This is a genomic window from Duganella sp. CF402, assembly GCF_900109645.1.
Taxonomy (GTDB): domain Bacteria; phylum Pseudomonadota; class Gammaproteobacteria; order Burkholderiales; family Burkholderiaceae_D; genus Rugamonas.
In genome coordinates this window covers 192,365-212,673 of the sequence record NZ_FOBG01000002.1, presented here as the reverse complement: position 1 = coordinate 212,673, position 20,309 = coordinate 192,365, and the positions used below count along the sequence as shown (strand labels likewise).

26 protein-coding genes are annotated in these 20,309 nt (G+C 64.6%); 14 read left to right on the top strand and 12 right to left on the bottom strand.

All coding sequences use genetic code 11. The features are described from left to right. Nucleotides 1-2: 2 nt before the first annotated feature. From nagA to BMZ70_RS19045, 4 genes are all read right to left on the bottom strand, one after another. A complete protein-coding gene (gene nagA, locus BMZ70_RS19060) occupies nucleotides 3-1,100 on the bottom strand; it encodes an N-acetylglucosamine-6-phosphate deacetylase (protein WP_092278336.1) in 1,098 nt (365 codons plus the stop codon). After that, nucleotides 1,097-1,831, bottom strand: coding sequence for a GntR family transcriptional regulator (locus BMZ70_RS19055; protein WP_092278335.1), 735 nt, complete (start codon nucleotides 1,829-1,831; stop codon nucleotides 1,097-1,099). The genes nagA and BMZ70_RS19055 overlap by 4 nt, the downstream gene beginning before the upstream one ends. Before the next feature lie 5 nt (nucleotides 1,832-1,836). Beyond that, the gene (locus BMZ70_RS19050) at nucleotides 1,837-2,706 is read right to left on the bottom strand and encodes a glucosamine kinase nucleotide-binding domain-containing protein (protein WP_092278333.1); all 870 of its coding nucleotides are present in this window, start codon (nucleotides 2,704-2,706) and stop codon (nucleotides 1,837-1,839) included. Between the two features lie 210 nt (nucleotides 2,707-2,916). Beyond that, entirely contained in the window at nucleotides 2,917-4,005 is a 1,089-nt protein-coding gene (locus BMZ70_RS19045; RefSeq protein ID WP_092278331.1) for a GIN domain-containing protein, read from the bottom strand. A 186-nt stretch (nucleotides 4,006-4,191) separates the two neighbouring features. Between BMZ70_RS19045 and BMZ70_RS19040 the strand changes: the two genes are divergently transcribed. Genes BMZ70_RS19040 through BMZ70_RS19030 form a run of 3 tightly spaced genes read left to right on the top strand, consistent with a single transcriptional unit; the run spans nucleotide 4,192 to nucleotide 6,597 of the window. Beyond that, nucleotides 4,192-4,377: a hypothetical protein gene (locus tag BMZ70_RS19040; RefSeq protein ID WP_092278329.1), complete on the top strand. Its 186-nt coding sequence runs from the start codon at nucleotides 4,192-4,194 to the stop codon at nucleotides 4,375-4,377. Continuing rightward, a complete protein-coding gene (locus tag BMZ70_RS19035; RefSeq protein ID WP_092278327.1) occupies nucleotides 4,377-4,880 on the top strand; it encodes a hypothetical protein in 504 nt (167 codons plus the stop codon). Before BMZ70_RS19040 ends, BMZ70_RS19035 begins: the two co-directional genes overlap by 1 nt. Before the next feature lie 25 nt (nucleotides 4,881-4,905). Next, nucleotides 4,906-6,597: an AAA family ATPase gene (locus tag BMZ70_RS19030; protein ID WP_092278325.1), complete on the top strand. Its 1,692-nt coding sequence runs from the start codon at nucleotides 4,906-4,908 to the stop codon at nucleotides 6,595-6,597. On the opposite strand, the gene BMZ70_RS19025 is transcribed toward BMZ70_RS19030, so the two are convergent. From BMZ70_RS19025 to BMZ70_RS19015, 3 genes are read right to left on the bottom strand one after another with little or no spacing between them, the layout of a single operon-like run. Continuing rightward, entirely contained in the window at nucleotides 6,598-6,945 is a 348-nt protein-coding gene (locus tag BMZ70_RS19025; protein WP_092278323.1) for a GFA family protein, read from the bottom strand. Between the two features lies 1 nt (nucleotide 6,946). Next, a complete protein-coding gene (locus tag BMZ70_RS19020; protein ID WP_092278321.1) occupies nucleotides 6,947-7,366 on the bottom strand; it encodes an SRPBCC family protein in 420 nt (139 codons plus the stop codon). Beyond that, entirely contained in the window at nucleotides 7,279-7,701 is a 423-nt protein-coding gene (locus BMZ70_RS19015; RefSeq protein WP_092278319.1) for an ArsR/SmtB family transcription factor, read from the bottom strand. Before BMZ70_RS19015 ends, BMZ70_RS19020 begins: the two co-directional genes overlap by 88 nt. Nucleotides 7,702-7,785: 84 nt before the next feature. Between BMZ70_RS19015 and BMZ70_RS19010 the strand changes: the two genes are divergently transcribed. The 6 genes from BMZ70_RS19010 (at nucleotide 7,786) to BMZ70_RS18985 (ending at nucleotide 11,708) form a co-directional block, all read left to right on the top strand. Next, on the top strand, nucleotides 7,786-8,463 hold the full coding sequence (locus tag BMZ70_RS19010) for a general secretion pathway protein GspB (protein WP_092278317.1): 678 nt from the start codon (nucleotides 7,786-7,788) through the stop codon (nucleotides 8,461-8,463). 67 nt (nucleotides 8,464-8,530) lie between these two features. Next, the gene (locus BMZ70_RS19005) at nucleotides 8,531-8,716 is read left to right on the top strand and encodes a hypothetical protein (RefSeq protein WP_092278315.1); all 186 of its coding nucleotides are present in this window, start codon (nucleotides 8,531-8,533) and stop codon (nucleotides 8,714-8,716) included. Nucleotides 8,717-8,772: 56 nt separating this feature from the next. Further along, a complete protein-coding gene (gene mobB / locus BMZ70_RS19000) occupies nucleotides 8,773-9,294 on the top strand; it encodes a molybdopterin-guanine dinucleotide biosynthesis protein B (protein WP_092278313.1) in 522 nt (173 codons plus the stop codon). A 53-nt stretch (nucleotides 9,295-9,347) separates the two neighbouring features. After that, the gene (locus tag BMZ70_RS18995; protein WP_092278311.1) at nucleotides 9,348-9,539 is read left to right on the top strand and encodes a YjfB family protein; all 192 of its coding nucleotides are present in this window, start codon (nucleotides 9,348-9,350) and stop codon (nucleotides 9,537-9,539) included. A gap of 156 nt (nucleotides 9,540-9,695) precedes the next feature. Further along, nucleotides 9,696-9,965 carry a BufA1 family periplasmic bufferin-type metallophore gene (locus BMZ70_RS18990; RefSeq protein ID WP_092278309.1) on the top strand — a complete coding sequence of 90 codons (270 nt, stop codon included), beginning with the start codon at nucleotides 9,696-9,698 and terminating at the stop codon, nucleotides 9,963-9,965. Nucleotides 9,966-9,989: 24 nt separating this feature from the next. Then, complete coding sequence (locus BMZ70_RS18985; RefSeq protein ID WP_092278307.1) at nucleotides 9,990-11,708, top strand: MNIO family bufferin maturase; 1,719 nt, start codon at nucleotides 9,990-9,992, stop codon at nucleotides 11,706-11,708. On the opposite strand, the gene BMZ70_RS18980 is transcribed toward BMZ70_RS18985, so the two are convergent. Further along, nucleotides 11,682-11,975, bottom strand: a complete 294-nt coding sequence (locus tag BMZ70_RS18980; RefSeq protein WP_092278305.1) for a DUF883 domain-containing protein — start codon at nucleotides 11,973-11,975, stop codon at nucleotides 11,682-11,684. The two genes, BMZ70_RS18985 and BMZ70_RS18980, sit on opposite strands and share 27 nt — an antisense overlap. A gap of 142 nt (nucleotides 11,976-12,117) precedes the next feature. Next, on the bottom strand, nucleotides 12,118-12,336 hold the full coding sequence (locus BMZ70_RS18975) for an RNA-binding S4 domain-containing protein (protein WP_092278303.1): 219 nt from the start codon (nucleotides 12,334-12,336) through the stop codon (nucleotides 12,118-12,120). 192 nt (nucleotides 12,337-12,528) lie between these two features. On the opposite strand from BMZ70_RS18975, the gene BMZ70_RS18970 reads away from it, so the two are divergent. Then, the gene (locus tag BMZ70_RS18970) at nucleotides 12,529-13,443 is read left to right on the top strand and encodes a hypothetical protein (RefSeq protein ID WP_092278301.1); all 915 of its coding nucleotides are present in this window, start codon (nucleotides 12,529-12,531) and stop codon (nucleotides 13,441-13,443) included. On the opposite strand, the gene fumC is transcribed toward BMZ70_RS18970, so the two are convergent. Next, nucleotides 13,440-14,837, bottom strand: a complete 1,398-nt coding sequence (gene fumC, locus BMZ70_RS18965) for a class II fumarate hydratase (RefSeq protein WP_092278299.1) — start codon at nucleotides 14,835-14,837, stop codon at nucleotides 13,440-13,442. The two genes, BMZ70_RS18970 and fumC, sit on opposite strands and share 4 nt — an antisense overlap. A gap of 166 nt (nucleotides 14,838-15,003) precedes the next feature. On the opposite strand from fumC, the gene BMZ70_RS18960 reads away from it, so the two are divergent. After that, the gene (locus tag BMZ70_RS18960; RefSeq protein WP_130301112.1) at nucleotides 15,004-16,653 is read left to right on the top strand and encodes a FimV/HubP-related protein; all 1,650 of its coding nucleotides are present in this window, start codon (nucleotides 15,004-15,006) and stop codon (nucleotides 16,651-16,653) included. Between the two features lie 113 nt (nucleotides 16,654-16,766). Continuing rightward, entirely contained in the window at nucleotides 16,767-17,972 is a 1,206-nt protein-coding gene (locus tag BMZ70_RS18955; protein ID WP_092278295.1) for an aspartate aminotransferase type Ic, read from the top strand. 54 nt (nucleotides 17,973-18,026) lie between these two features. Here BMZ70_RS18955 and BMZ70_RS18950 read toward each other — a convergent pair whose 3' ends face one another. After that, nucleotides 18,027-18,305 (bottom strand): flagellar protein FliT, encoded by a 279-nt coding sequence (locus BMZ70_RS18950; protein WP_092278293.1) that lies wholly within the window; start codon nucleotides 18,303-18,305, stop codon nucleotides 18,027-18,029. Nucleotides 18,306-18,453: 148 nt separating this feature from the next. Continuing rightward, nucleotides 18,454-19,281, bottom strand: coding sequence for an HDOD domain-containing protein (locus BMZ70_RS18945; protein ID WP_092278292.1), 828 nt, complete (start codon nucleotides 19,279-19,281; stop codon nucleotides 18,454-18,456). Between the two features lie 117 nt (nucleotides 19,282-19,398). Between BMZ70_RS18945 and BMZ70_RS18940 the strand changes: the two genes are divergently transcribed. Together BMZ70_RS18940 and BMZ70_RS18935 are read left to right on the top strand one after the other, a co-directional pair. Beyond that, complete coding sequence (locus BMZ70_RS18940; RefSeq protein ID WP_092278290.1) at nucleotides 19,399-20,043, top strand: class I SAM-dependent methyltransferase; 645 nt, start codon at nucleotides 19,399-19,401, stop codon at nucleotides 20,041-20,043. Between the two features lie 44 nt (nucleotides 20,044-20,087). Further along, the gene (locus BMZ70_RS18935; RefSeq protein ID WP_092278288.1) at nucleotides 20,088-20,276 is read left to right on the top strand and encodes a CsbD family protein; all 189 of its coding nucleotides are present in this window, start codon (nucleotides 20,088-20,090) and stop codon (nucleotides 20,274-20,276) included. Nucleotides 20,277-20,309 lie beyond the last annotated feature (33 nt).

Genomic DNA, 20,309 nt, shown 5'->3' with positions numbered 1-20,309 from the left:
GGTCACAACAATTCTCCTTCGATATAGACGGCTTTGAGTTTCAGGTCACGGTCGAGCACCACGAAGTCGGCATACGCGCCGGGAGCCAGGCGGCCCCGCTCTTGCAGGCCGAGATAATCGGCCGCATACGTTGAGACCCGTGCCGAGGCATCCGCCAGATCGAGGCCGAGTCCGACCAGGTTGCGCAGCGCCTGGTCCATAGTGAGGGTGCTGCCGGCCAGCGTGCCATCAGGCAGCCGCACGCCGCCCATGCATTTCATGACTTTATGGCGGCCCAGCATATACTCGCCGTCCGGCATGCCGGTGGCGGAAGTTGAATCGGTGACGCAGTACAGGTTCGGGATGCAGCGCAGCGCGGTGCGGATCGCCCCCGGATGCACGTGCAGCAGGTCGGGAATCAGTTCGGCGTAGGTGCCGTGCGCCAGCGCCGCGCCGACCATGCCGGGTTCACGATGATGCAGGCCGGGCATGGCGTTGAACAGGTGGGTGAAGCTGCGCGCGCCTTGCGCCAGCGCGGCCACGCCGTCTTCGTAGGTGCCCAGCGTATGGCCGATCTGCACGCGCATGCCGGCGTCCGACAATTCCTTCACCAGCGCCTGGTGGCCATCGATTTCCGGCGCCACGGTGATCACGCGCAGCGGCGCCAGTTGTTCCAGTTTTTCCACATCGGCCAGCGTCGCGGAGCGCGCGTACGGCGGCTGCGCTCCGAGCTTGCCGGAGTTGATGTACGGGCCTTCGAGGTGGGCGCCGAGCACACGCGCTTCGCCCTTGCCGCGCGCGGCGGCGGCCTTGCCGATGCCTTTCAGCGCAATGTCGATATCTTCCGGCGGCGCGGTCATGGTGGTGGCCAGCATGCTGGTGGTGCCGTGTTTGGCGTGGATCGCGGCGATGGTGTGGACCGCGTCGCCGCCTTCCATCACGTCCTTGCCGCCGCCGCCGTGCACGTGCAGGTCGATAAAGCCAGGCAGGATATAGACTTCTTCATTGAGCGCAGGATCGGCGCTGCCGCCAATGATGGCCGCAATGCGTTCGTCGAATGTGATTTCACCGTGGACCCAGCCGGACGGTGTCAGGATATTGCCTTTGATTGCATCGCTCATCTGCGCGACTCCGCTACGAATTCATAATAATCACTGCGGCAGTACGAATGGGTGAGTTCCACCGCAGCGCCGTTGTCGAGATAACTGACGCGGGTGATGTGCAGCATCGCGGCACCCGCAGGAATATTGGCCAGGCGCGCTTGCTCCTCGCTGGCGTTGACGGCGCGGATATGCTGCAGCGCGCGCATCGGAATGGTGCCGTTGGCTTCCAGGTAGCCGTACAGCGATTCGGTTACGCTGTGCGGATTCGGCATGTACTGCGCCGGGATGGTGGTGGTTTCAATCGCCATCACCACATCGTCGGCGGTGCGCAGGCGCTTCAAGCGCGCCACCGGCATGTTGGGCGAGAGGCCCAGCGACAGCAGTTCCACCGGCGAGGCGATGCCGATGTCGCGCTGCAGCCAGCGCGAGCCAGCCGTGAAGCCGCGCTCGCGCAGCTCTTCGGAAAAACTGGTCAGGCGCGATAGCGGCTGTTCGAGTTTCGGCGTGATGTAGGTGCCGGAGCCGCGCTTGCGGGTCAGCATGCCGCGTTCGCACAGCATGTCGATCGCCTTGCGCGCCGTCACCCGCGAGATGTTGAGCATGTCCGACAGCACGCGCTCGGAAGGCAAGGCTTCGTTGGCGCGCCAGTCGCCGCCGGCGATGCCATCGGACAGCTTGTTCGCCAACTGCATGTACAGCGGGGTATCGCTATCAGGATCCGGCGTGAAGTCGCTCAACTGGGCCAGCATGGGGCTCACTCCTTGGAACGGGACTGGATCAGGCGCAGCGCGCCGGCCGCCGAATCGCCATGCGGATTGACGATGCGCTTCAACATCGACACCGGCAGGTAAGGGCGCAGCGGCGCGGCCAGGCCGCCGCACAGGGCGATCGGCAGGGTGCCGCTGGCGTCGAGCGCATTGGCCATCAGCTGCACCTGGCGGCCCGCTTCGAGCAGGATGCCGCGCGCGGTGTCGTCGCTCTCGCCGTGCTGCAGGATGATGCGCGCCAGTTGCGCGTAATTGGTTTGGGTCGCTTGCGCCAGCCAGTTCTGGATTTCATTGCGGGCGCCACCGCAGGCGTTGGCGATGTCGGTAGCGAAGGCATTGGCCGGCATGCGGCCGTCCAGCACTTGCTGCACGTGGTTGATGGCGCGCAGGCCCATCCACGCGCCGCTGGCTTCGTCGCCGGCCGGGAAGCCCCAGCCGCCGACTTCCACGTGGCGGCCGTCGGGCAGTTTGATTTCGCCGACGCTGCCGGTGCCGAGCGCGATGATGGCGCCGGGCTGGCCCTGGTGCGCGCCGAGCACGGTGGTATGGCCGTCGCTTTCCAGCGCCACTTGCGCGTAGCCGGGATTGGCGGCGACGAATTCGGCCGCCCATTGTTTGTTGTGCACGCCAGCCAGGCCGAGGCCGATGGCGATCTGGTCTTTGGTGGGAACGTCGAGGCCGGCGCTGCGGAAGGCCACGGCGGCCGCGCTGTCGACGGCGGCCCAGGCCTTGGCGATGCCATGCATCAGGCCGGACGGGCCGCTGGCGCCTTCGGCGATTTCCGTGCCGTCGGCGCGCGCCAGGCGCACCCGGGTGCCACTGCCGCCGCCGTCAACGCCGATGAAAAATTCGATCATGTTTACCTGAGTAAGCTAGTGCCGGGATGCCCGCGATGAAGGGCACTATAGGGTTGGCAAACCAGCTTGTCAACAGGTATTTAACTGGTATTAAAAAATATTGAAGTGGACTGGCGTTGTCTCCTTGGAATCGTTTTGTAAGTTCTTGTTTTTACTTGTTAAATTGAAATTTATTGGTGCCGGCTCGGATGTGGCATTTGCATGCCACTTTCAACGATGGTAGGTGACCAGATGGGTCTTGGTGGTATCCATTTTGTCGGCGATGGCCACCACCGCGTTGCCGGGGCCGTGCACCGTGACGTCGGTCTGGCGGGTGCACAGCTGGCGCGCGTCGAGGTCGCCCGAACCGCTCACTTGCGCGCTCAGCACGGTGGTGGTGCCGGACAGCACCATGTTGCCGGGACCGCTCAGGCGGGCGCGCACGCTTTGCGCTTCGAGGCCGCGCACGGTGAGGTCGCCGGAGCCGTGGACTTCGGCGTCGAGTTTCTTGATGTGGCCGGCGATGCAGGCTTCGCCGGGGCCGTGCAGGTTGGCGCTGGCCGCTTCGGCGCTCAGGGTGCAGGCGTCGAGGTCGCCCGAGCCGTGCACTTCGGCGCGGATTTCCTTGGCGGTGCCGCGCAGCGCCACCGAGCCGGGGCCGTGCAGGGCGGCGTTGACGCGGTTGGCGTGGATGTCGCCCACCTCGAGGTCGCCGGAACCGCTGACCACCAGGTTGAGGTCTTGCGTCACGCCGCTGGCGCTGACGTCGCCGGGGCCGCTCATTTGCAGGTTGAGGTTGGCGGCCGACAGGGAACGCAGGTCGAGGTCGCCGCTGCCGTTGGCAGTCACGCTGAGGTCGCCCACTTTGCCGCTGGCGTGGATGTCGCCGGGGCCATCCGAGACCAGGGTCAGCTGCTTGCCCTGGAATTGCTGCAGCTCGACGTCGCCGCTGCCGGCGTTGCGCAGGCTTTTCAGGTTGGCGGCGTTGATGCGTACCGTCAGCGGCTTGGCGTTCTTGCCCCAGCTGAGGTTGAGCGTCCAGCCTTTTTGCTTGCGCGGCTGGCGTATGGTCAGGGTGTCGCCTTCGACCACGGTTTCAATTTCGGCAAACTGGCGGCGCGGGCCGGACAGCTCCACCGCGTTGGCGCCTTGCGCCGTCACGATGACCTGGAACGGGCCGATCAGGTTGAGGTTGCTGAATGGCGCCACGGTGCGCGTTTCGCTGCCGTAGCTGTCGTCTTGTTTGTCGGCGGCGTGGCCTGCCGCAGCAGCCAGCAGCAAGGTGGTGGCGAGCGCCGCGTGTTTGATCGTCTGCTTCATGTTGGTCTCGGTATCGGAAGTGGCGAGGATTGGACGATATGACAAAAGCAAGCCGCCGTCGCGCGCCGTGGGATGGACGCACGGAAGTGTGGGATCAACTGCAAAAAAACGGGGCTGAGCCGCATTCAACTTCCCGTGTGAGCGGTCGTTACTGTTTATAATGGACGAAGCCGGAAAGGAGGGCACATGATCAAATACATGGGAACGAAAAGTACCAGCGACGGTGGTGTGCTGTATGTCTTTTTGATTAACGGCTTGCAGAAGGAAATCCGGGAGCATGCATTGAAACAGTATCCGGGCTGCTACGAAGCACTGCCACCGACGGCCAAGGCACGCATCAGCGCCAACCGCGCGTGGTTGTCGAAAACGTAATGCGGGCGCGCTTTCCTGCCATCGGCGCCGCGCTGGCGTTGGCTTGCCTCGCTGCGGCGGCGCAATCGGTGCCGACCACGTTTGGCACCATCGTCGGCAACGGCCTGCTGTGCCGTGACCATACCGACAATATCTACTTCTACAATTATTTCCTCAAGCATTTCGGCGCGGCCTACAAGCATGAGGGCGGCGCGTTCTGGTTCCGCACCGACGGCGCCTCGCTGTGGGGCACCACCATTTCCGAGGTGATGGTCAGCGACGACACCAGCCCGTATATTTTTGTGGGTGCGGTGGCGGAGTCCACGCCGGAAAATCTGGAGCAGGCCATCATCCGCCAGGTCGGCACGCATTACACGGTGATCGACACCTCGGCCTATCCGGTGCGCGAGGCCAAGCCGGCCAGCCGCATCGTGTATTTCGACACCAAGTCCAAGATTTACTGCGCCAAGTACAAGCCGATGCCGCCAGTGCAGCCGCCTGCCGTCCGACAACGGCTAAAATAGCCCATCGCGCATTTACTGGGCTTTCATGTACACGCACTATTTCAATCTCAAGCAACCGCCGTTTTCCATTGCCCCCGATCCGCGCTATCTGTTCATGAGCGAGCGTCATCGCGAGGCCTTGGCGCATCTGTTGTACGGCATCGGCAGCGGCGGCGGCTTTGTGCTGCTGACCGGTGAGATCGGCGCTGGCAAGACCACGGTGTGCCGCTGCTTCATGGAGCAGATTCCGGAGAACTGCAAGCTCGGCTACATCTTCAATCCCAAGCTGTCGGTGGAGGAGTTGCTGCTGTCGATCTGCGACGAGTTCGGGATTGTATTGCCGCCGCCGGTGGCGGGCGCGGTCAGCGTGAAGGGCTATGTGGATGCGATCAATGCCTACCTGCTGGCCAGCCACGCGCAGGCGCGCAACAATGTGCTGATCATCGATGAGGCGCAGAATTTGTCGGCGGAAGTGCTGGAGCAGCTGCGCTTGCTGACCAACCTGGAGACCAGCGAGCGCAAGCTGTTGCAGATTATCCTGATCGGCCAGCCCGAGCTGCGCGGCATGCTGGCGCGGCCGGAACTGGAGCAGCTGGCACAGCGGGTGATCGCGCGTTATCACCTCGGTTCGCTGTCGGAGACGGAGACGGGGACGTACATCGAACACCGCCTGGCTGTGGCGGGGGCGACCGCGATTGCGCCGTTCCCGCGCAAGCTGATGGGGTTGGTGCACAAGCTGACCAAGGGCGTGCCGCGCCGGATCAATCTGCTGTGCGACCGGGCGCTGCTGGGCGCGTATGTGGAGAACCAGCCACAGGTGACGCGGACGATTTTGAAGCGTGCCGCCAGTGAAGTGTTTGCCGGGCAGGCGGCGCCGGCCGGTGCGGACGTGCGCGGCGCCGACGCGGCGAATGGCGCGGCGGCGCGCTGGCCGCTGGTGGCGGCGGGCGTGCTGGGCGGCGTGGCCATCAGCGCGCTGGCATGGCAACTGCTGTCGCGCGAAGCCAGGCCGATGGTGCCAGGCGCGCAAGCGGCCGCCGCCGCGACGGCCGGCGCCGGCCCCACCGGCGCGCTTGCAGCCGGCGCCTCGAAAGCCGGCGTGCTGGCGCCTGGCGCGGCATCGGCCGGCGGCCTTGCGGCGGGCACCGCGCCTGTTGCGTCGCAACCGGGACGCGACAGCGCTGCCGCCTTGCGCCAACTGGCCGGGCTGTGGGGATTGACGCTGGTCGACGGCGAGCCATGCGCGACCGCCGCACGCGCCAATCTGCGCTGCCTGCAAGCGAAGGGCGGCATCGAGGACTTGCGCCTGCTCGACCGTCCCGCCATGCTCAAGCTGCACGATGATCCCGCCGCGCCCAACTACGTCTTGCTGACCGCACTCGACGCCGGCGCAGCCACCATCGTCAGCGCTGGCGGCAAACCGCAAACCATCTCACTGGAAGCCCTGTCCGCCCGCTACGACGGCGAGTACACCACTTACTGGCGCGCCCCGCGTGCATGGCGCGACGAGGTGCGCAGCGGCGATCGCGGCCCGGACGTGGACTGGCTGGCCAAACGCCTGTCGCAAATCTACGACCTGCCCAAGCCGCAGGAAAACCAGCCGCTGGACGCCACGCTGCGCAAGCGCCTGACCGAGTTCCAGGCCACGCAGGAGCTCAAGGCCGACGGCGTGGCCGGCCCCAAGACCTTCATCCGCCTGTACCAGCTGGGCGGCGTGCAGGAGCCGCGCCTGCGTTGATCAGATGGCGCGGCCGTCGTAGTGATGCACCGGGATCGCGTTGAGGTCGATATCCTCGATGCAGCGCAGGTTGACGGCCGCCACCGCATCGCCGTTGGGCGACACACCTTCGCCGTACGGATGGATGCCGCAGTTGGCGCAGAAGTGGTGCTTGATCACGTGCTTGTTGAACAGGTAGGTGCTGATGTTTTCAGGCGGCGTCAACAGGCGCAGCTGGTCGCGCGGCACGAACCACAGCAGCGATCCCTTGCGCTGGCATATCGAGCAGTTGCAGGCGAGGGCGGTGCCGATCTCGCCCTCCGCTTCGAATTTGATCTGGCCGCAATGGCAGCTTCCGGTGTATTTCATGTCAGGTCTCCTGTAGTAATTGGTCGAGCTTGGTGAAGAACAAGGTCCAGCCGCGTTGGTGATTGTCGCGCGCTTGCTGGTCGAAGAAACGGTCGTGCACAAAGGTCAGCTCGGTGCCGCCGGCCACCGCCTGCAGTGTGATGCTGATGCGCGAGATTCGTTCCGGCGTGCTGTGGAAAGCCCAGCTGAACACCAGCCGGCTGGGCGGCGTGACTTCCTGGTATTCGCCGCCGACTTCGTTGGCGCTGCCGTCGGGCGAGTGGAAGCGGATGCGGAAGCGGCCGCCGGGCCGTACGTCCAGTTCGGCTTCGGTGTCGGCGCCGAACCAGCGGCTCAGCGCTTGCGGCTCGGTCCACGCGGACCAGACGCGCTCGGCGCTGGCGGGGTAGTGTCGGACGATGCGGACTTCGTTGGCTTGCATGTGGTTTCCTCCTGGTGATACAGAAAGCGCCCCAGCGCGTCGAGCTGACCGTTCCAGAAGCGCTCGTAGTGGGCGATCCATTGTGCGGCCTCTTGCATGGGCGCCGCTTCCAGCGCGCAGCGCACCACCCGGCCCTCCTTGGCGCGCGCGATCAGGCCGGCTGATTCCAGCACCGCGAGGTGCTTCATGAAGCCGGGCAGCGACATGGCGTGCGCCTGGGCCAGCTCGGTCACGCTGCAGGCGCCAGCATCGAGCTGGACGAGGATGCGGCGCCGCGTGCTGTCGGACAAGGCGGCGAACACGAGATCGAGTTGGGTGTCGTTATACTTAACCATTTGGTATAGTATTAGCGCGTGCGGCGGCTTTGTCAAGCACGATGCATGCGTTAAGATAGGACGATCTTCACCACGGTTATCGCTATGTCTTATATTTTGGAAGCGCTGAAGAAGGCGCAGGCGGAACGCCAGCTTGGCCATGCGCCCACCCTCCACGCGCCGACCTTGCAGGGCAGCGGTCCGGCCTCGGCGACGGCGCGCTTCAGCAAGCCGATGCTGCTGTCCGTGGTGGCGATGGCGGCCGTGATCGGCGTGCTGCTGGTGCTGGTGTGGCGTGCGCCGGAACCGGCCTCCGCACCGCTGGCGGCGACGCCTGCGCAGCCGGCCGCATCGCCGCTTGCTGCTGCCGCGCCAACTGCCGCCGCGCAGGTGAGCGCCGCACCAGCGACTGTCCCGACTCCGCTGCCTGCCCCGGCGGCCGACTTGCCGCCGTCCGTGGCCCACATGGCCCGCGCTGCGGCGCCTGCGCCAGCCTCGCAGCCTGCCGGGGCTGCCGCACCTGCTCCGGCCAAGCCGTCCGCCGCGCCTGAAGAGCCGGTGGTCAACCTGCGCGACCTGCCGGAACCGATTCAGCGCTCGATCCCGCCGGTCACAGTGGGCGGCTACATCTACTCGAAAAACGCCGCCGACCGTCTGCTGCTGGTCGACAAAATCTTGCGCCACGAAGGCGAGGAGGTCGCGCCGGGCCTGCTGCTGGAAAAATTGCAGCCGAAAGAAGCCGTTTTCAACTTCAAAGGCTACCGCTACCGCGTCCCGTACTGAACTGTAATTTGCCTGTCATGAAAACATGATATTTTTCCATCATTGTGAACTCAGCAATGGAACTATCATGAAACAGTTGAAACTTTTGCCTTTCCTGATCGCCGCCACTGTCTATGCGCCGCGCAGCCACGCCGCCGAAGTCGCGCAGGCGGCCGAGCCAAGCGGCCTGAGCATGCTGCTGATCTGCCTGGGCCTGATTGTCCTGTCGATTGCCGCCAACGGCAGCAGCGGCGTCATCCGGCCGGAGCACTAAACCGCCCTTTGCGTTGCTGCGTATAATGCTGAGCATCAACAGTGGAAGGGCAGGCAATGCAACAAGTTCTCGGGGTAATCGGTACCTCCGGCAGCGGCAAGACCACGCTGCTGGAATTCCTGCTGGCGCAGCTGGCGGCGCAGGGCGTCAAAGTCAACGTCATCAAGCACAGCCACCACGACCTGCAATTCGAACCGCAACACAAGGATAGCGCGCGCCTGCGTATGGCCGGCGCGGCCGAGGTGATGGTGGGCTCGCCGTTCCGCTACGCCATCATCCGCGAGCTGCGCAGCGAGCCGGAGCCGACGCTGGAAGAACAGCTGGCGCGCATGTCGCCGGCCGACCTGACCCTGCTGGAAGGTTTCAAGTCCTATCCCATCGACAAGCTGGAAGTCTACCGTGTGGCCTGCGGCCGGGCGCCGCTGTATCCGCATGACCAGCATGTGGTGGCGGTGGCGGCCGACCACGAGCGCCCGGACGGCTTGCGCGACAGCCTGGCCTGGCTCGACGTGAACCAGCCGCAGCAGGTGCTGGCCTGGCTGCGCGAGCATCTGAAAAAAAAATCATCGAATCGCTAAAGTCTGCTTCGTTTCGTCCGTAAATAAGGTGATAGCCCTAATTGGAGGACCACATGGACGTTACCGGTATTGCTCAGACCGCAACGACGATTGCCGACACCGGCACCAAGCAAGCCGTCGGTGTTGCCGTGCTGAAAAAAGCTCAGGACATCCAGGCTTCCAGCGCTGCCGCCTTGATTGAGGCGATTCCGCCGGTGCCTAATCTGCCGCCTCACCTCGGCAACAACATCAACACGACTGCCTGAGCGGCGTCGCGCGGCCCGTCGCCGCGACCTTTGCTGCGCACCGTCCGGTGCGTGGTGTCTCCTCGCACACTCCAGATTTGCTGTTTTGACTGATGCGTATCGGCGGCATTGCTGGTACGCTGCGGGTGCTAAACTTTTTCACCACTGGAGACCTTCATGAATAAACGTCAAGCCCTGATCGCCGCCGCCCTGGCCACCGTGTGCGCCACCCAGACCGCGACCGTCGCCGCCGCCGAAGAGCAGGAAAAATGCTACGGCGTGGCCAAGGCCGGCCAGAACGATTGCGGCACCGCCGCCCACTCCTGCTCGGGCCAGGCCAAGGCCGACAATGAGCCGGACGAGTGGAAATTCGTGGCCAAGGGCACATGCGAGAAAGCGGGCGGCAAGACCACGCCTCCGGCCAAGCAATCCAAGCCGGCCAAGTAATTCATCGCAGGCGGAGCCGGGCAGATGGCACAAGGTGTCGGCGTAGGACTGCGGGCTCCGCACTACAAGCAATTCCTGGCCCACCGGCCGCGCGTGGCGTGGCTGGAGGTGCACAGCGAAAATTATCTTGGCCAGTCCGGCTGGGACTGGCACGTGCTGCAGCAATTGCGGCGCGATTATCCGGTGAGCTTGCATGGTGTCGGACTGGGACTCGGTTCGGCGCGCGGCTTTTTCGAAGCGCATTTGCAGCGCGTGCGCGAGCTGGTGCGCAGCGTCGAGCCGGCGCTGGTGTCCGAGCATTTGTGCTGGGGCGCGGTGGCGGACCGGCAACTCAACGATTTGCTGCCCTTGACGCTGGACCGGGCGGCGCTCGACTTGCTCAGCGCCCGCGTGAGCCAGGTGCAGGATGTGCTTGGCCGCCAGCTGTTGCTGGAAAATGTGTCGACCTATGTCCGCTTCCATGCGGATGCCATGAGCGAGGCGGAGTTCCTTGCCGCGCTGGCGGCGCGCACCGGCTGCGGGCTGCTGTTGGACATCAATAACCTGTACGTCAATCAATGCAACCACGGCGAGGATGCGCTGGCGGCGCTGGCCGCAATTCCGCCCGGCGTGGTGGGCGAGATGCATCTGGCCGGGCATCTGGTGACGCCGGAGGTGGTGATCGATCATCACGGCGACCGCGTGGCGGAACCGGTGTGGCGCTTGTACCAAGCGGCGCTGGCCCGCTTCGGCGCGGTGCCGACGCTGATCGAGTGGGATACCGATGTGCCGCCGCTGGAAGTGTTGCTGGACGAAGCCGGTAAAGCCGCCAGACTGCATGCGGTCGCAGCGCCACCCAACACGGCGCCGCACACGGCCTCGGCGCCGTCCGCTTCCGCCTCGCTGGCTGGCATCGCGTCGCCGACAGGCGCCGTCTCCGCGCCGGCGGCTGCGGGCGCGGGCGGCGAAGGCGGCGTCGCGCCGCAGCTGGCGCAGCATCAGCAACTATTTGCCGGCGCGCTGTTCAATGCACAGCTGGCGCCGCAGGCATTGGCGCTGTGCGTCGCCGGGCGCGGCCACGCCGAACATCGCTACGCCCTGTATCGCGGCAACCTGACCACCACCTGGACCAAGACGCTGGCCGCCGCCTACCCGGTGGTGCTGGCGCTGGTCGGCGAGGAATTCTTCGGCGGCCTGGCGCGCGCCTACGGCCGCGCCCATCCGTCCGACAATCCCGACCTGAACCGCTTCGGTGTGCACTTCAGCACTTTCCTGCGCGACTTCCCGCACGTGGCGGACTACCCATACCTGCCCGACATGGCGAAACTGGAATGGCAACTGCACCGCGCCCACTACGCGCCGGCGGCAGAGGGCGTGAGCGCCCAGCAATTGGCCGCCATTCCGCCCGACCAGCTGGAAAGTGCCCACTTCGGCCTGCATCCGGCAGCGCAACTGTTCAAATCCGACTGGGCCGTGATCCCGCTTTGGCAAGCCCACCAGCCGGACAGCGACGTGGCCTTCCCGCAAGACATGGCCGCAGCCAGCCACGGCATGGTGGTCCGCCCGCACTGGCAAGCCAGCGTGCAGCCGCTCAGCGCGGCCGCTCACGCCGCATTGGGCATGCTTTCGGAAGGCGGGAATTTCGGCGCCGCGCTGGATGCGGCCTTTGAGGAAGACGACAACTTCGACGTCGCCGCCAGCCTGCAACACTGGCTGGCGCACGCGGTACTGGTGGGATTACGGCTCGCGGCGGAAGGCGCGTAGCAGCTTGGCCTCGCCGGTCAGATCCCGGTGCAGGCGGTTGGCGGCCTCGGTCAGTTCGATCATGCGATCGATCTGCACGTCCTCGAAGCGCGTCAGTTCTTCGGTGGCGGCGACCAGCGCGTCGGCCAGCTTGTTGCGGGCGGCCTCATACTGAGCGCCATGATACTGGTCCGTATTCTTCAGCAGTTCTTCGGCGTTCTCGATCACCTGGCGCAAATCGTCCAGTAATCGTTCCTGCGCGGGACTGCTTGGTTCAGGACCGTCCATGACGTCCCCCTGTCAAAACAAGTTGAAAAAGCCGGGCGGCCAACCTAGCCAATATAGCGGCGCCAGTGTGCACCGGTTTGCGCACGCTCAACCCCCCGCCATACTTTCAGCTTAGGACGTTATTTCCGTATCGCAAGAAAAATTACGCGGCAACCACGCTGATTCTCACGTCGCCGACACTGACCTGCTGGCCGGCGCGGATCTTGGCGGTCTTGCGCAACTCTTGCTTGCCGTCGACTTTGACATCGCCGCTGGCGACGATTTGCTTGCCGGCGCCGCCGCTGTCGCACAGGCCCGCCAGCTTGAGCAATTGATTCAGCTCAACAAATTCGCCATTCAATTCGAAACTAACTTTCTGCATTTTATCCTCTGTTGCCATGATGTGAAATCGGCTGCCGCAGCGCCTGCGAACAGTGTAGCGGCATTCCGACATGAGCGTAGTTTACCGCACCAACGCCGAGTAATTTAGATTGCTACGCGGAAAAGATAAGACTATGCTGAATCAACTGCTGTAAGATTAAGCAGGGGGTAAACGAACGCAGCGAGTTGCATCATGACCAAGCTACTTCTGGCATTGGCGACACTGGGCCTGATCGGCGCAGACGCCGTCGCATCCGATCCGTTTGCGCAGTCGCAAACACCACCGTGGTTTGAAAAACGCGCCGATGCGGCCTTGTTGTTCGAGGGGGCAGATCGCCAGTTTGCGCTGGCCGATACGCTGCTCAGCGAGCCGGCCCAGCGCTACGCGGCGTTTGCCGGTTCGGGCTCGCCGCGATTGCGCTTTGGCGCGCTGCCGGGGCATATGGCGCTGCTCGATCCGCTCGGGCCGCTGCTCAACGAGCACAGCAAGCGCTTCCTCAGCAGCGCCGAATTCGAGAAGAAAATGGGGCGTGGCACCGGGATCCTGACCATCGGCGTCCTGCGTGAAGCGGGCGGCGCGCCGGGCACGCAGCACAGCTTGTCGATGATCCTCAACACGCGGCCGACCACCACCTTCACTTCGCTGTCGCTTGGCTACGCGCTGTCGCCGACCAGTTCGCTGATGGCGCTGGCCTCGTACGGCAAGACCGCAGGCATCGGCACGCCGGACAGCCTGCTGTCGCAAGTGTCGTCGGTGCGCACGATGGCCTACAGCCTTGGTTATGTGAAGCGCCAGGTTTTCACCAGCAACGACCGGCTGGCCTTCACCTTGTCGATCCCGGCCAAGGTGCGCTCTGGCTCGCTTGAGCAGAGCGGCGCGCTGCAGCAAGCGGTCGACCCCAATGTGGCCGGGTTTGGCGGGCCGCGCCTGAACCTGCGGCCGACCGCCACCGAGCGTGACTTTGAACTCGGCTACACCCGGATGTTCGGGCGCGACGGCAACAAGGGCCGGCTGACCGGGGCGGTGATGTACCGCATCAATCCCGGCCACGACGCCACGGCCCGGCCGGACCTGCTGATGGGCGTGCGCTACGGCTACGGCTTTTAACCCTTGGCGCCGGGCTTGGTCATGTCCAGCGGCACGATCCACTGGGTGAACTGCTCGGCCGTCACATAGCCGAGCGCCAGCGCGGCTTCCTGCAAGGTGGTGCCTTCGTGCTGGGCTTTCTTGGCGATCGAGGCAGCCTTGTCGTAGCCGATGTGCGGCGCCAGCGCCGTCACCAGCATCAGCGAGCGCTCCATCAATTCCGCTATCCGTCCCCGGTTCGGCTCGATGCCGTGCACGCAGTGTTCCTCGAAGCTGCGCATGCCGTCGGCCAGCAGGCGCGCGCTTTGCAGGAAGTTGTGGGCGATCATCGGCTTGTAGACGTTGAGCTCGAAGTTGCCGGAGGCGCCGCCCATCGTGATGGCGACATCGTTGCCGAACACCTGGCAGGCCAGCATGGTCAGCGCTTCGCACTGGGTCGGATTGACCTTGCCCGGCATGATGGAGCTGCCCGGCTCGTTCTCGGGGATGGTGATTTCGCCGAGGCCGGAGCGCGGACCGGACGCCATCCAGCGCACGTCGTTGGCGATTTTCATCAGCGCGGCGGCCAGCGTTTTCAGTGCGCCGTGCGCGGAGAGCAGGGCGTCGTGGCCGGCCAGCGCGGCGAATTTGTTGTCGGCGCTCTGGAACGGCAGGTGCAGGTTGTGGGCCAGTTCGGCGGCGATGCGGGTGGCGTACTCGGGATGCGCGTTGAGGCCGGTGCCGACGGCGGTGCCGCCGGCCGCCAGCTGCAGCACGCCGGGCAGGGCGGCCTTGATGGCGTGCTCGGCAAAGTCGAGGTGGGCCACATAGCCGGAGAATTCCTGGCCCAGCGTCAGCGGCGTGGCGTCCTGCAGGTGGGTGCGGCCGATCTTGACGATGTCGGCAAACGCCTCGGCCTTGCTGTGCAGGCTGGCGCGCAGCTGGGCCAGCGCCGGCAGCACGTTGTTGGCCAGCGCCTGGGCGGCGGCCACGTGGATGGCGGTCGGGAAAATGTCGTTCGAGGACTGGCCTTTGTTGACGTCGTCGTTCGGGTGCAGCATGCGGCGCTCGCCGCGCACCCCGCCCATCAGCTCGGAACCACGGTTGGCCAGCACTTCGTTCATGTTCATGTTCGACTGGGTGCCGGAACCGGTCTGCCACACGGCCAGCGGGAATTCGCTTGGGTGCTGGCCGGCCAGCACTTCGTCGGCGGCCTGGGTGATGGCGATGGCCTTGGGGCCTTCCAGCAGGCCGAGGTCGAGGTTGACGCGGGCGGCGGCGCGCTTGACGCTGGCCAGTGCGTAGACCAGCTCGGTCGGCATTTTTTCGGTCGAGATGCGGAAGTGTTCGAGGGAGCGCTGGGTTTGCGCGCCCCACAGCTGGGCGTCGGGGACGTCGATCGGGCCAAAACTGTCGCGTTCGCTACGGGTGCTCATGGACGAATCCTTGGTAGGGAAGAGAGCAATGAGTGTAGCGCAGTTTGGAAAAATTAACCGGGGGCTACAAAACCGGGAAAATCAGCCGTTATAGCTGTTACACTTTTGAAATTCTCGCCTGACCGCGACCGATACGATGATGCAGCGCAAGCACTTTACTCCTCTGATGTTAGCCTTGGCATGTGCCGCGCAGGCGGCCGAGCTGGGCGATATCGCGCCGCGCTCGTACATCGGCCAGCCGCTGGCGGTGGATATCGAGCTGGTGTCGCTGACGCCGGAGGAGGCGCTCAACCTGACGGTGCGGCTGGCGCAGGCGGATGTATACCGGGCGGCCAATACGGCCATCAATCCAGCGCTGGCGTCGGTGCGCATGCAGGTGGAAAAGCGCGGGCAGAAGCAACTGCTGCATGTGACCACCACGCGCGCGGTGGAGGCGGAGTACCTGCATTTGTATGTGGAGCTGGGCGCGCCGGGTAAGTCGGAGGTGCGGCTGGCGACCGTCTGGCTGCAGCGGGATCCGAATCCGCCGCCGGCGCCGGTTGTGGCGGCGGTGGCGCAGCCTGTGGCGCAATCGATCCCGCCGGCCAGCGCCATGACGCCGGCGCAGGCCGAGCAAATTGCCGCGCAAGCGCGCGCGGCCCGTGTGGCGGCCGCTGCAGAAGCCGCCAAGGTGGAAGCGGCCAAAGTGGAAGCCGCCAAACTGGAGGCTGCCAAGGCGGAAGCAGCCAAGGTGGAACTTGCGAAGGCGGAAGCGGCACGCGAGCGCGCCAAGCCGGCGCCGCTGCCGTCGATGCATGAGGCGGAAACGGGCAAGCCGGGTGAAGTCAAGGCGGCGGGCCAGGCGCGCCGGATCGCTGGCGTGCTGGTGGGGAGCGACGGTAAGCCAGTCGCACCGTCGGCGCGCGAAGAGGCGTCCGAGGTGCCGGTCGGTGTGGCGCAAGCGCTGTTGCCACTCGCGCCGCTGCCATTGCCCAAGGGCGTGAAGCGGCCGGCGCCGGCATCGTGCGCGCCGACCGGCATGAGCGCCAAGGAATGCGTGGCGCTCGATGCGCGCAATACCGAGATGGCCGGCAAAATCACCGAACTGGAAGGCAGGCTGAAGGCGCTGCAAGGCGCGCTCGGCGGCGCGGTGCCGACGGCGACAGCAGTGCAGGCGGCGCCAGCGGCCAAGCAGGGTGCGCCCGGTGGAGCGGCAGCGGGCACAGCGCCGGCAGTCGTGGCGGCTAGCCAATCGGCCAAGCCTGGCGCGCAGGCGGGCGGACAGGCGGGCGGTGCGGCCGGTCCGGCCAAGCCCGCCGCGAGTGCGGCCGCCAAGCCTGACGCATCCCCGGCTGCGGCCAAGAATGGTGCGGCCGCGAGTGCAGCGGCGGGCCACGCGGCGTCGAGCGGTGCGGCTGAGAAGGCGGGTGCCAAGATGGCTTCGGCCAGTTTGTCGGCGCAGGGCGAGACGGAGGCGCATGCGGCCAAGGCGGAGGGCGCGTCTGCATCCGCAGCGGCCGCGTCTGCAGCATCGGCCGCGTCGGGCGAAGCTGCAGCCAGCGCGGCGGCATCGGTGCCGACCAAGCAGGTGCGCGTGCTGCCCAAGCTGAAGTACAAGAAAGAAAAGGAAAAACCAGCCGAACAATCCAGCTCCATGCTGCCGCTGATCGGCGGCGGTGTCGGCCTGCTGGCGCTGCTGGGCGGCGGTTTTGTGTTCCTGCGCAAGCGTAGCGCCGGCGCGGGTCCGCTGAAAATCTGGCAAGGTTTCCGCAAGAAGCAGGCTGACAAGCCTGCGCCCGAACCCGCCGTCGAACCGGCTCCCGAGTCTGTCGCTTGATGCAATAAATGCATAAGCCTGATGCAATAATCGCATAAGCATATAGCAGGAAGCTCTGATCCCATGAGGGCGATCTGGGGTATAGTATTTTCCCCACATTTGAAAGAGCCTCCATGAGCGTAGCTGACCAATACCAAGCCTTCAAACAACTCGGCCTCAAACTCGATATGTCGCGCGGTAAGCCGGCGCCGGAGCAGTTGGACCTGTCCAACGCGCTGACCGAAGCGCTGGACGGCTACATCGCTGCCGACGGCACCGATGCCCGCAACTACGGCGGCACCATCGGCCTGCCGGAAATCCGCGCGCTGTTTGGCCAGTTGCTGGATGTGCCGGCAGCGCAAGTGGTGGTCGACAGCAGCTCCAGCCTGTCGCTGATGCACGATGTGATCGTCTACAGCCTGCTCAACGGCGTGCCCGGCCATGCGCCGTGGGTGCAGAATCCGGTGACCTTCCTGTGCCCGGTGCCGGGCTACGACCGTCACTTCGCGATCTGCGAAGCGCGCGGCATCAAGATGATCAACGTGCCGATGAATGAAGACGGCCCGGACATGGATCTGGTGGAGAAACTGGTGGCCGAGGACGCCAGCATCAAGGGCATGTGGATCGTGCCGAAGTACAGCAACCCGGGCGGCGTGGTGTATTCGGAATCGGTGGTGCAGCGTCTGGCCGCGATGAAAACCGCCGCGCCGGACTTCCGCCTGATGTGGGATGACGCTTACCGCTTCCACCACCTGGGCGAGCAGAAGCTGGCCGTGGCCAATATCCTGGAAGCGTGCGCCAAGGCCGGCAACCCGGATCGCGCGATCGTGTTCGCGTCGTCGTCCAAGGTCAGCTGGGCTGGTTCGGGCGTGGCGGCGCTGGCGGCTTCGCCGGCCAACATCGCGTGGTGGACCAAGTATGCCGGCCTGCGCAGCATCGGCCCGGACAAGATCAACCAGCTGCGCCACGTGCGCTTCCTGAAAGATCTGCCGACGGTGGAAGCGCTGATGGAAAAGCATCGCCAGCTGCTGAAGCCGAAGTTCGATGCGGTGCTGGCGCAGTTCCAGGCGCACCTCGGCGAGGTGGCCGGCGTGTCGTGGACGCAGCCGGATGGCGGCTATTTCATCGACCTGATCACCCCGGATGGCGCCGCCAAGCGCACCGTGGCGCTGGCGAAAGAAGCCGGCATCACCCTGACCCCGGCCGGCGCCGCCTTCCCGTACGGTTTGGATCCGCGCGACCGTCACATCCGCATCGCCCCGAGCTTCCCGTCGCTGGACGAGATCAACCAGGCCGCGCAGGGCATCGCCTTATCGCTGCGCCTGGCGCTGGAACAGTAAGCAGGAATAAAAAAAGCGCCTCGATGAGGCGCTTTTTCGTAGGGTAGGTCCTTTTTACTGGCGGGCCATGCCTGGAATGTTGTTCATCCAGGGATCGGTAGCGTCACGGATTTCGCGGTCGTTGGCCAGGATTTGTTTCAGCAGGTCGATCTTGCGCAGGCGCTGGGCGCCGGCCAGGGCTGGCACGCCGGTGCTGACGGCGCTGGCTTCAGCGGCGCACTGGGTTTCCAGCTTGCCGAGGCGGTCCAAATCTCCCATACGCGCGGCGGCCGCCATCTGGCTGGTCAAACCGGCAATGTTTTCATACATCGAGAGGACTTCGGAAGAGGTCATATTCCCACCTGGCTAAGTTAAGCGGATTACCGCATGTCCTGATTAACGTCGCCTTAAACGGGAACTTTAGGGTTTTTTTGAAAAAAAATCGAAAAAAAATCCGCCTGAGGTGAAAACAGGCGGATTTTGGTGTGTAAAGATTAACTTTTTACTTCACGAGCTCTTCCAGGCCGGCGCTCAGTTCGTCCGGCGGCGGCATGTCGTCGAGCAGGGCGTTGTCTTCCAGGCCCAGTTCCTCAGCCAGGTCGACCGGGTAGCAAGCGGCGATTTCATCGTCGCTCAGCTCGGCGGACGCCACGCGCGCGCGCCAGGCGGCCAGCGCCACCACCGCTGCCAGGCGGTTCAGTTCGCCGTTGTGGTGCGGTTCCGGGAAGGCCGAGATGGTCTCCGAGAAGGTATGCGGGAATTTCCAGCGCTTGGCCAGTTCGGCGCCGACGTCGGCAAAGGTGTAGCCCAGCGAGGCCTGCTCGGCGTCCAGGCGGCGTGAGTCCAGCGGGCCGGCCACCTTGTCCAGCGCCATCGCCTGTTCCGGCGCGGCCGAATGGATCACCAGCTGGCCGATGGCGTGCATCATGCCGATGGTGAAGGCGAGGTCGGTGTTTTCCTTGGTTTTCTTGGCGATCCACTTGGCCGAGACGGCGGTGTGCAGGCTGTATTTCCAGAACTGCTTCAGGTCGAGGCCGGGCACGGTCTTGAAACCGCTGACCAGGCCGGAACTAATGACCAGCGTGCGCACGGTCACGAAGCCGAGCATCAGCACGGCGTCTTCGACGGTGCCGATGCTGCGCGAGACGTGGTAGTAGGCCGAGTTGGCCAGGCGCAGCAGCTTGGCGCTCAGCACCGGATCCGTCGACAATTTTTTTGCAATCTCTTCGGTCGAGACGCTGGCCTTGTCGAAACTGCTGATCAGCTCTTCCACGACTTTGGGCGCGGTAGGCAACGCAGTTGGATTCTGGAACAGGGCATCAAGTTTCATATTTATCTCCTTGGTGTTGAGCGCGTTGCTATAGGCTAACTATATAGCGATTCGCCCAATGAAAGAAGAGATTTGCTCGGGTTTCGTCGCTTTTGTGTGTCGGGGTACACTGGCGGAATGGACGATAAAGAGATAGAAAAAATCACGCATACCACACTGCAGCATTACGAGCGCAGTGCCGAACAGTTTTTTGCCGGCACCATCGATCATGATGTGAGCCAGAATATTGCGGCCTTGCTGGAGGCGATCGAGGCGCCGGCGCCATATCGCTTGCTCGACCTCGGCTGCGGGCCGGGGCGCGACTTGAAGGCATTCAAGGCGATGGGGCATGAGGCGGTCGGCATTGATGGCGCTGCGCAGTTCGTCGAGATGGCGCGCGCCTACAGCGGCTGCGAGGTGTGGCAGCAGGATTTCGTGCAGCTTGATTTGCCGGTTCAATACTTTGACGGCATCTACGCCAACGCTTCGCTGTTTCATGTGCCGAGCGTAGCGTTGCCGCACGTGCTGCGCGATTTGCATGCGGCATTGAAGACCGGCGGCGTGCTGTTCAGTTCCAATCCGCGTGGCGATAACCGCGAGGGTTGGAATGGTCCGCGCTATGGCAGTTACTACGACTACGAAACGTGGGCGCGTTATTTGGTGGCGGCGGGCTTTGAGGCGGTGCGGCATTACTATCGGCCCGATGGCTTGCCGCGCGAGCAGCAGCCGTGGCTGGCCAGTGTGTGGCGTTGCGTACGCGAACGCACAGAAGCTCTGCCGTGAGCGTCCTATAGTTGGCCTTCCTCACACAAACTTGGGAGTCCATCATGAACAAGGATCAAGTCAAAGGTAAGGCCAAGGAAGTCGGCGGTAAAATCCAGGAAGAGGCTGGCAAGCTGGTCGGCAGCTCGGAACAGCAAGCCAAGGGCCTGAATAAACAGGCCGAAGGCAAGCTGCAGAAGGGCTATGGCGACGCCAAGGAAGCCGTCAAGGATATCGCCAAAGGCAACCGCTAAGCCGAGTGCCCATGAAAAAAGCCGCTGTTACCA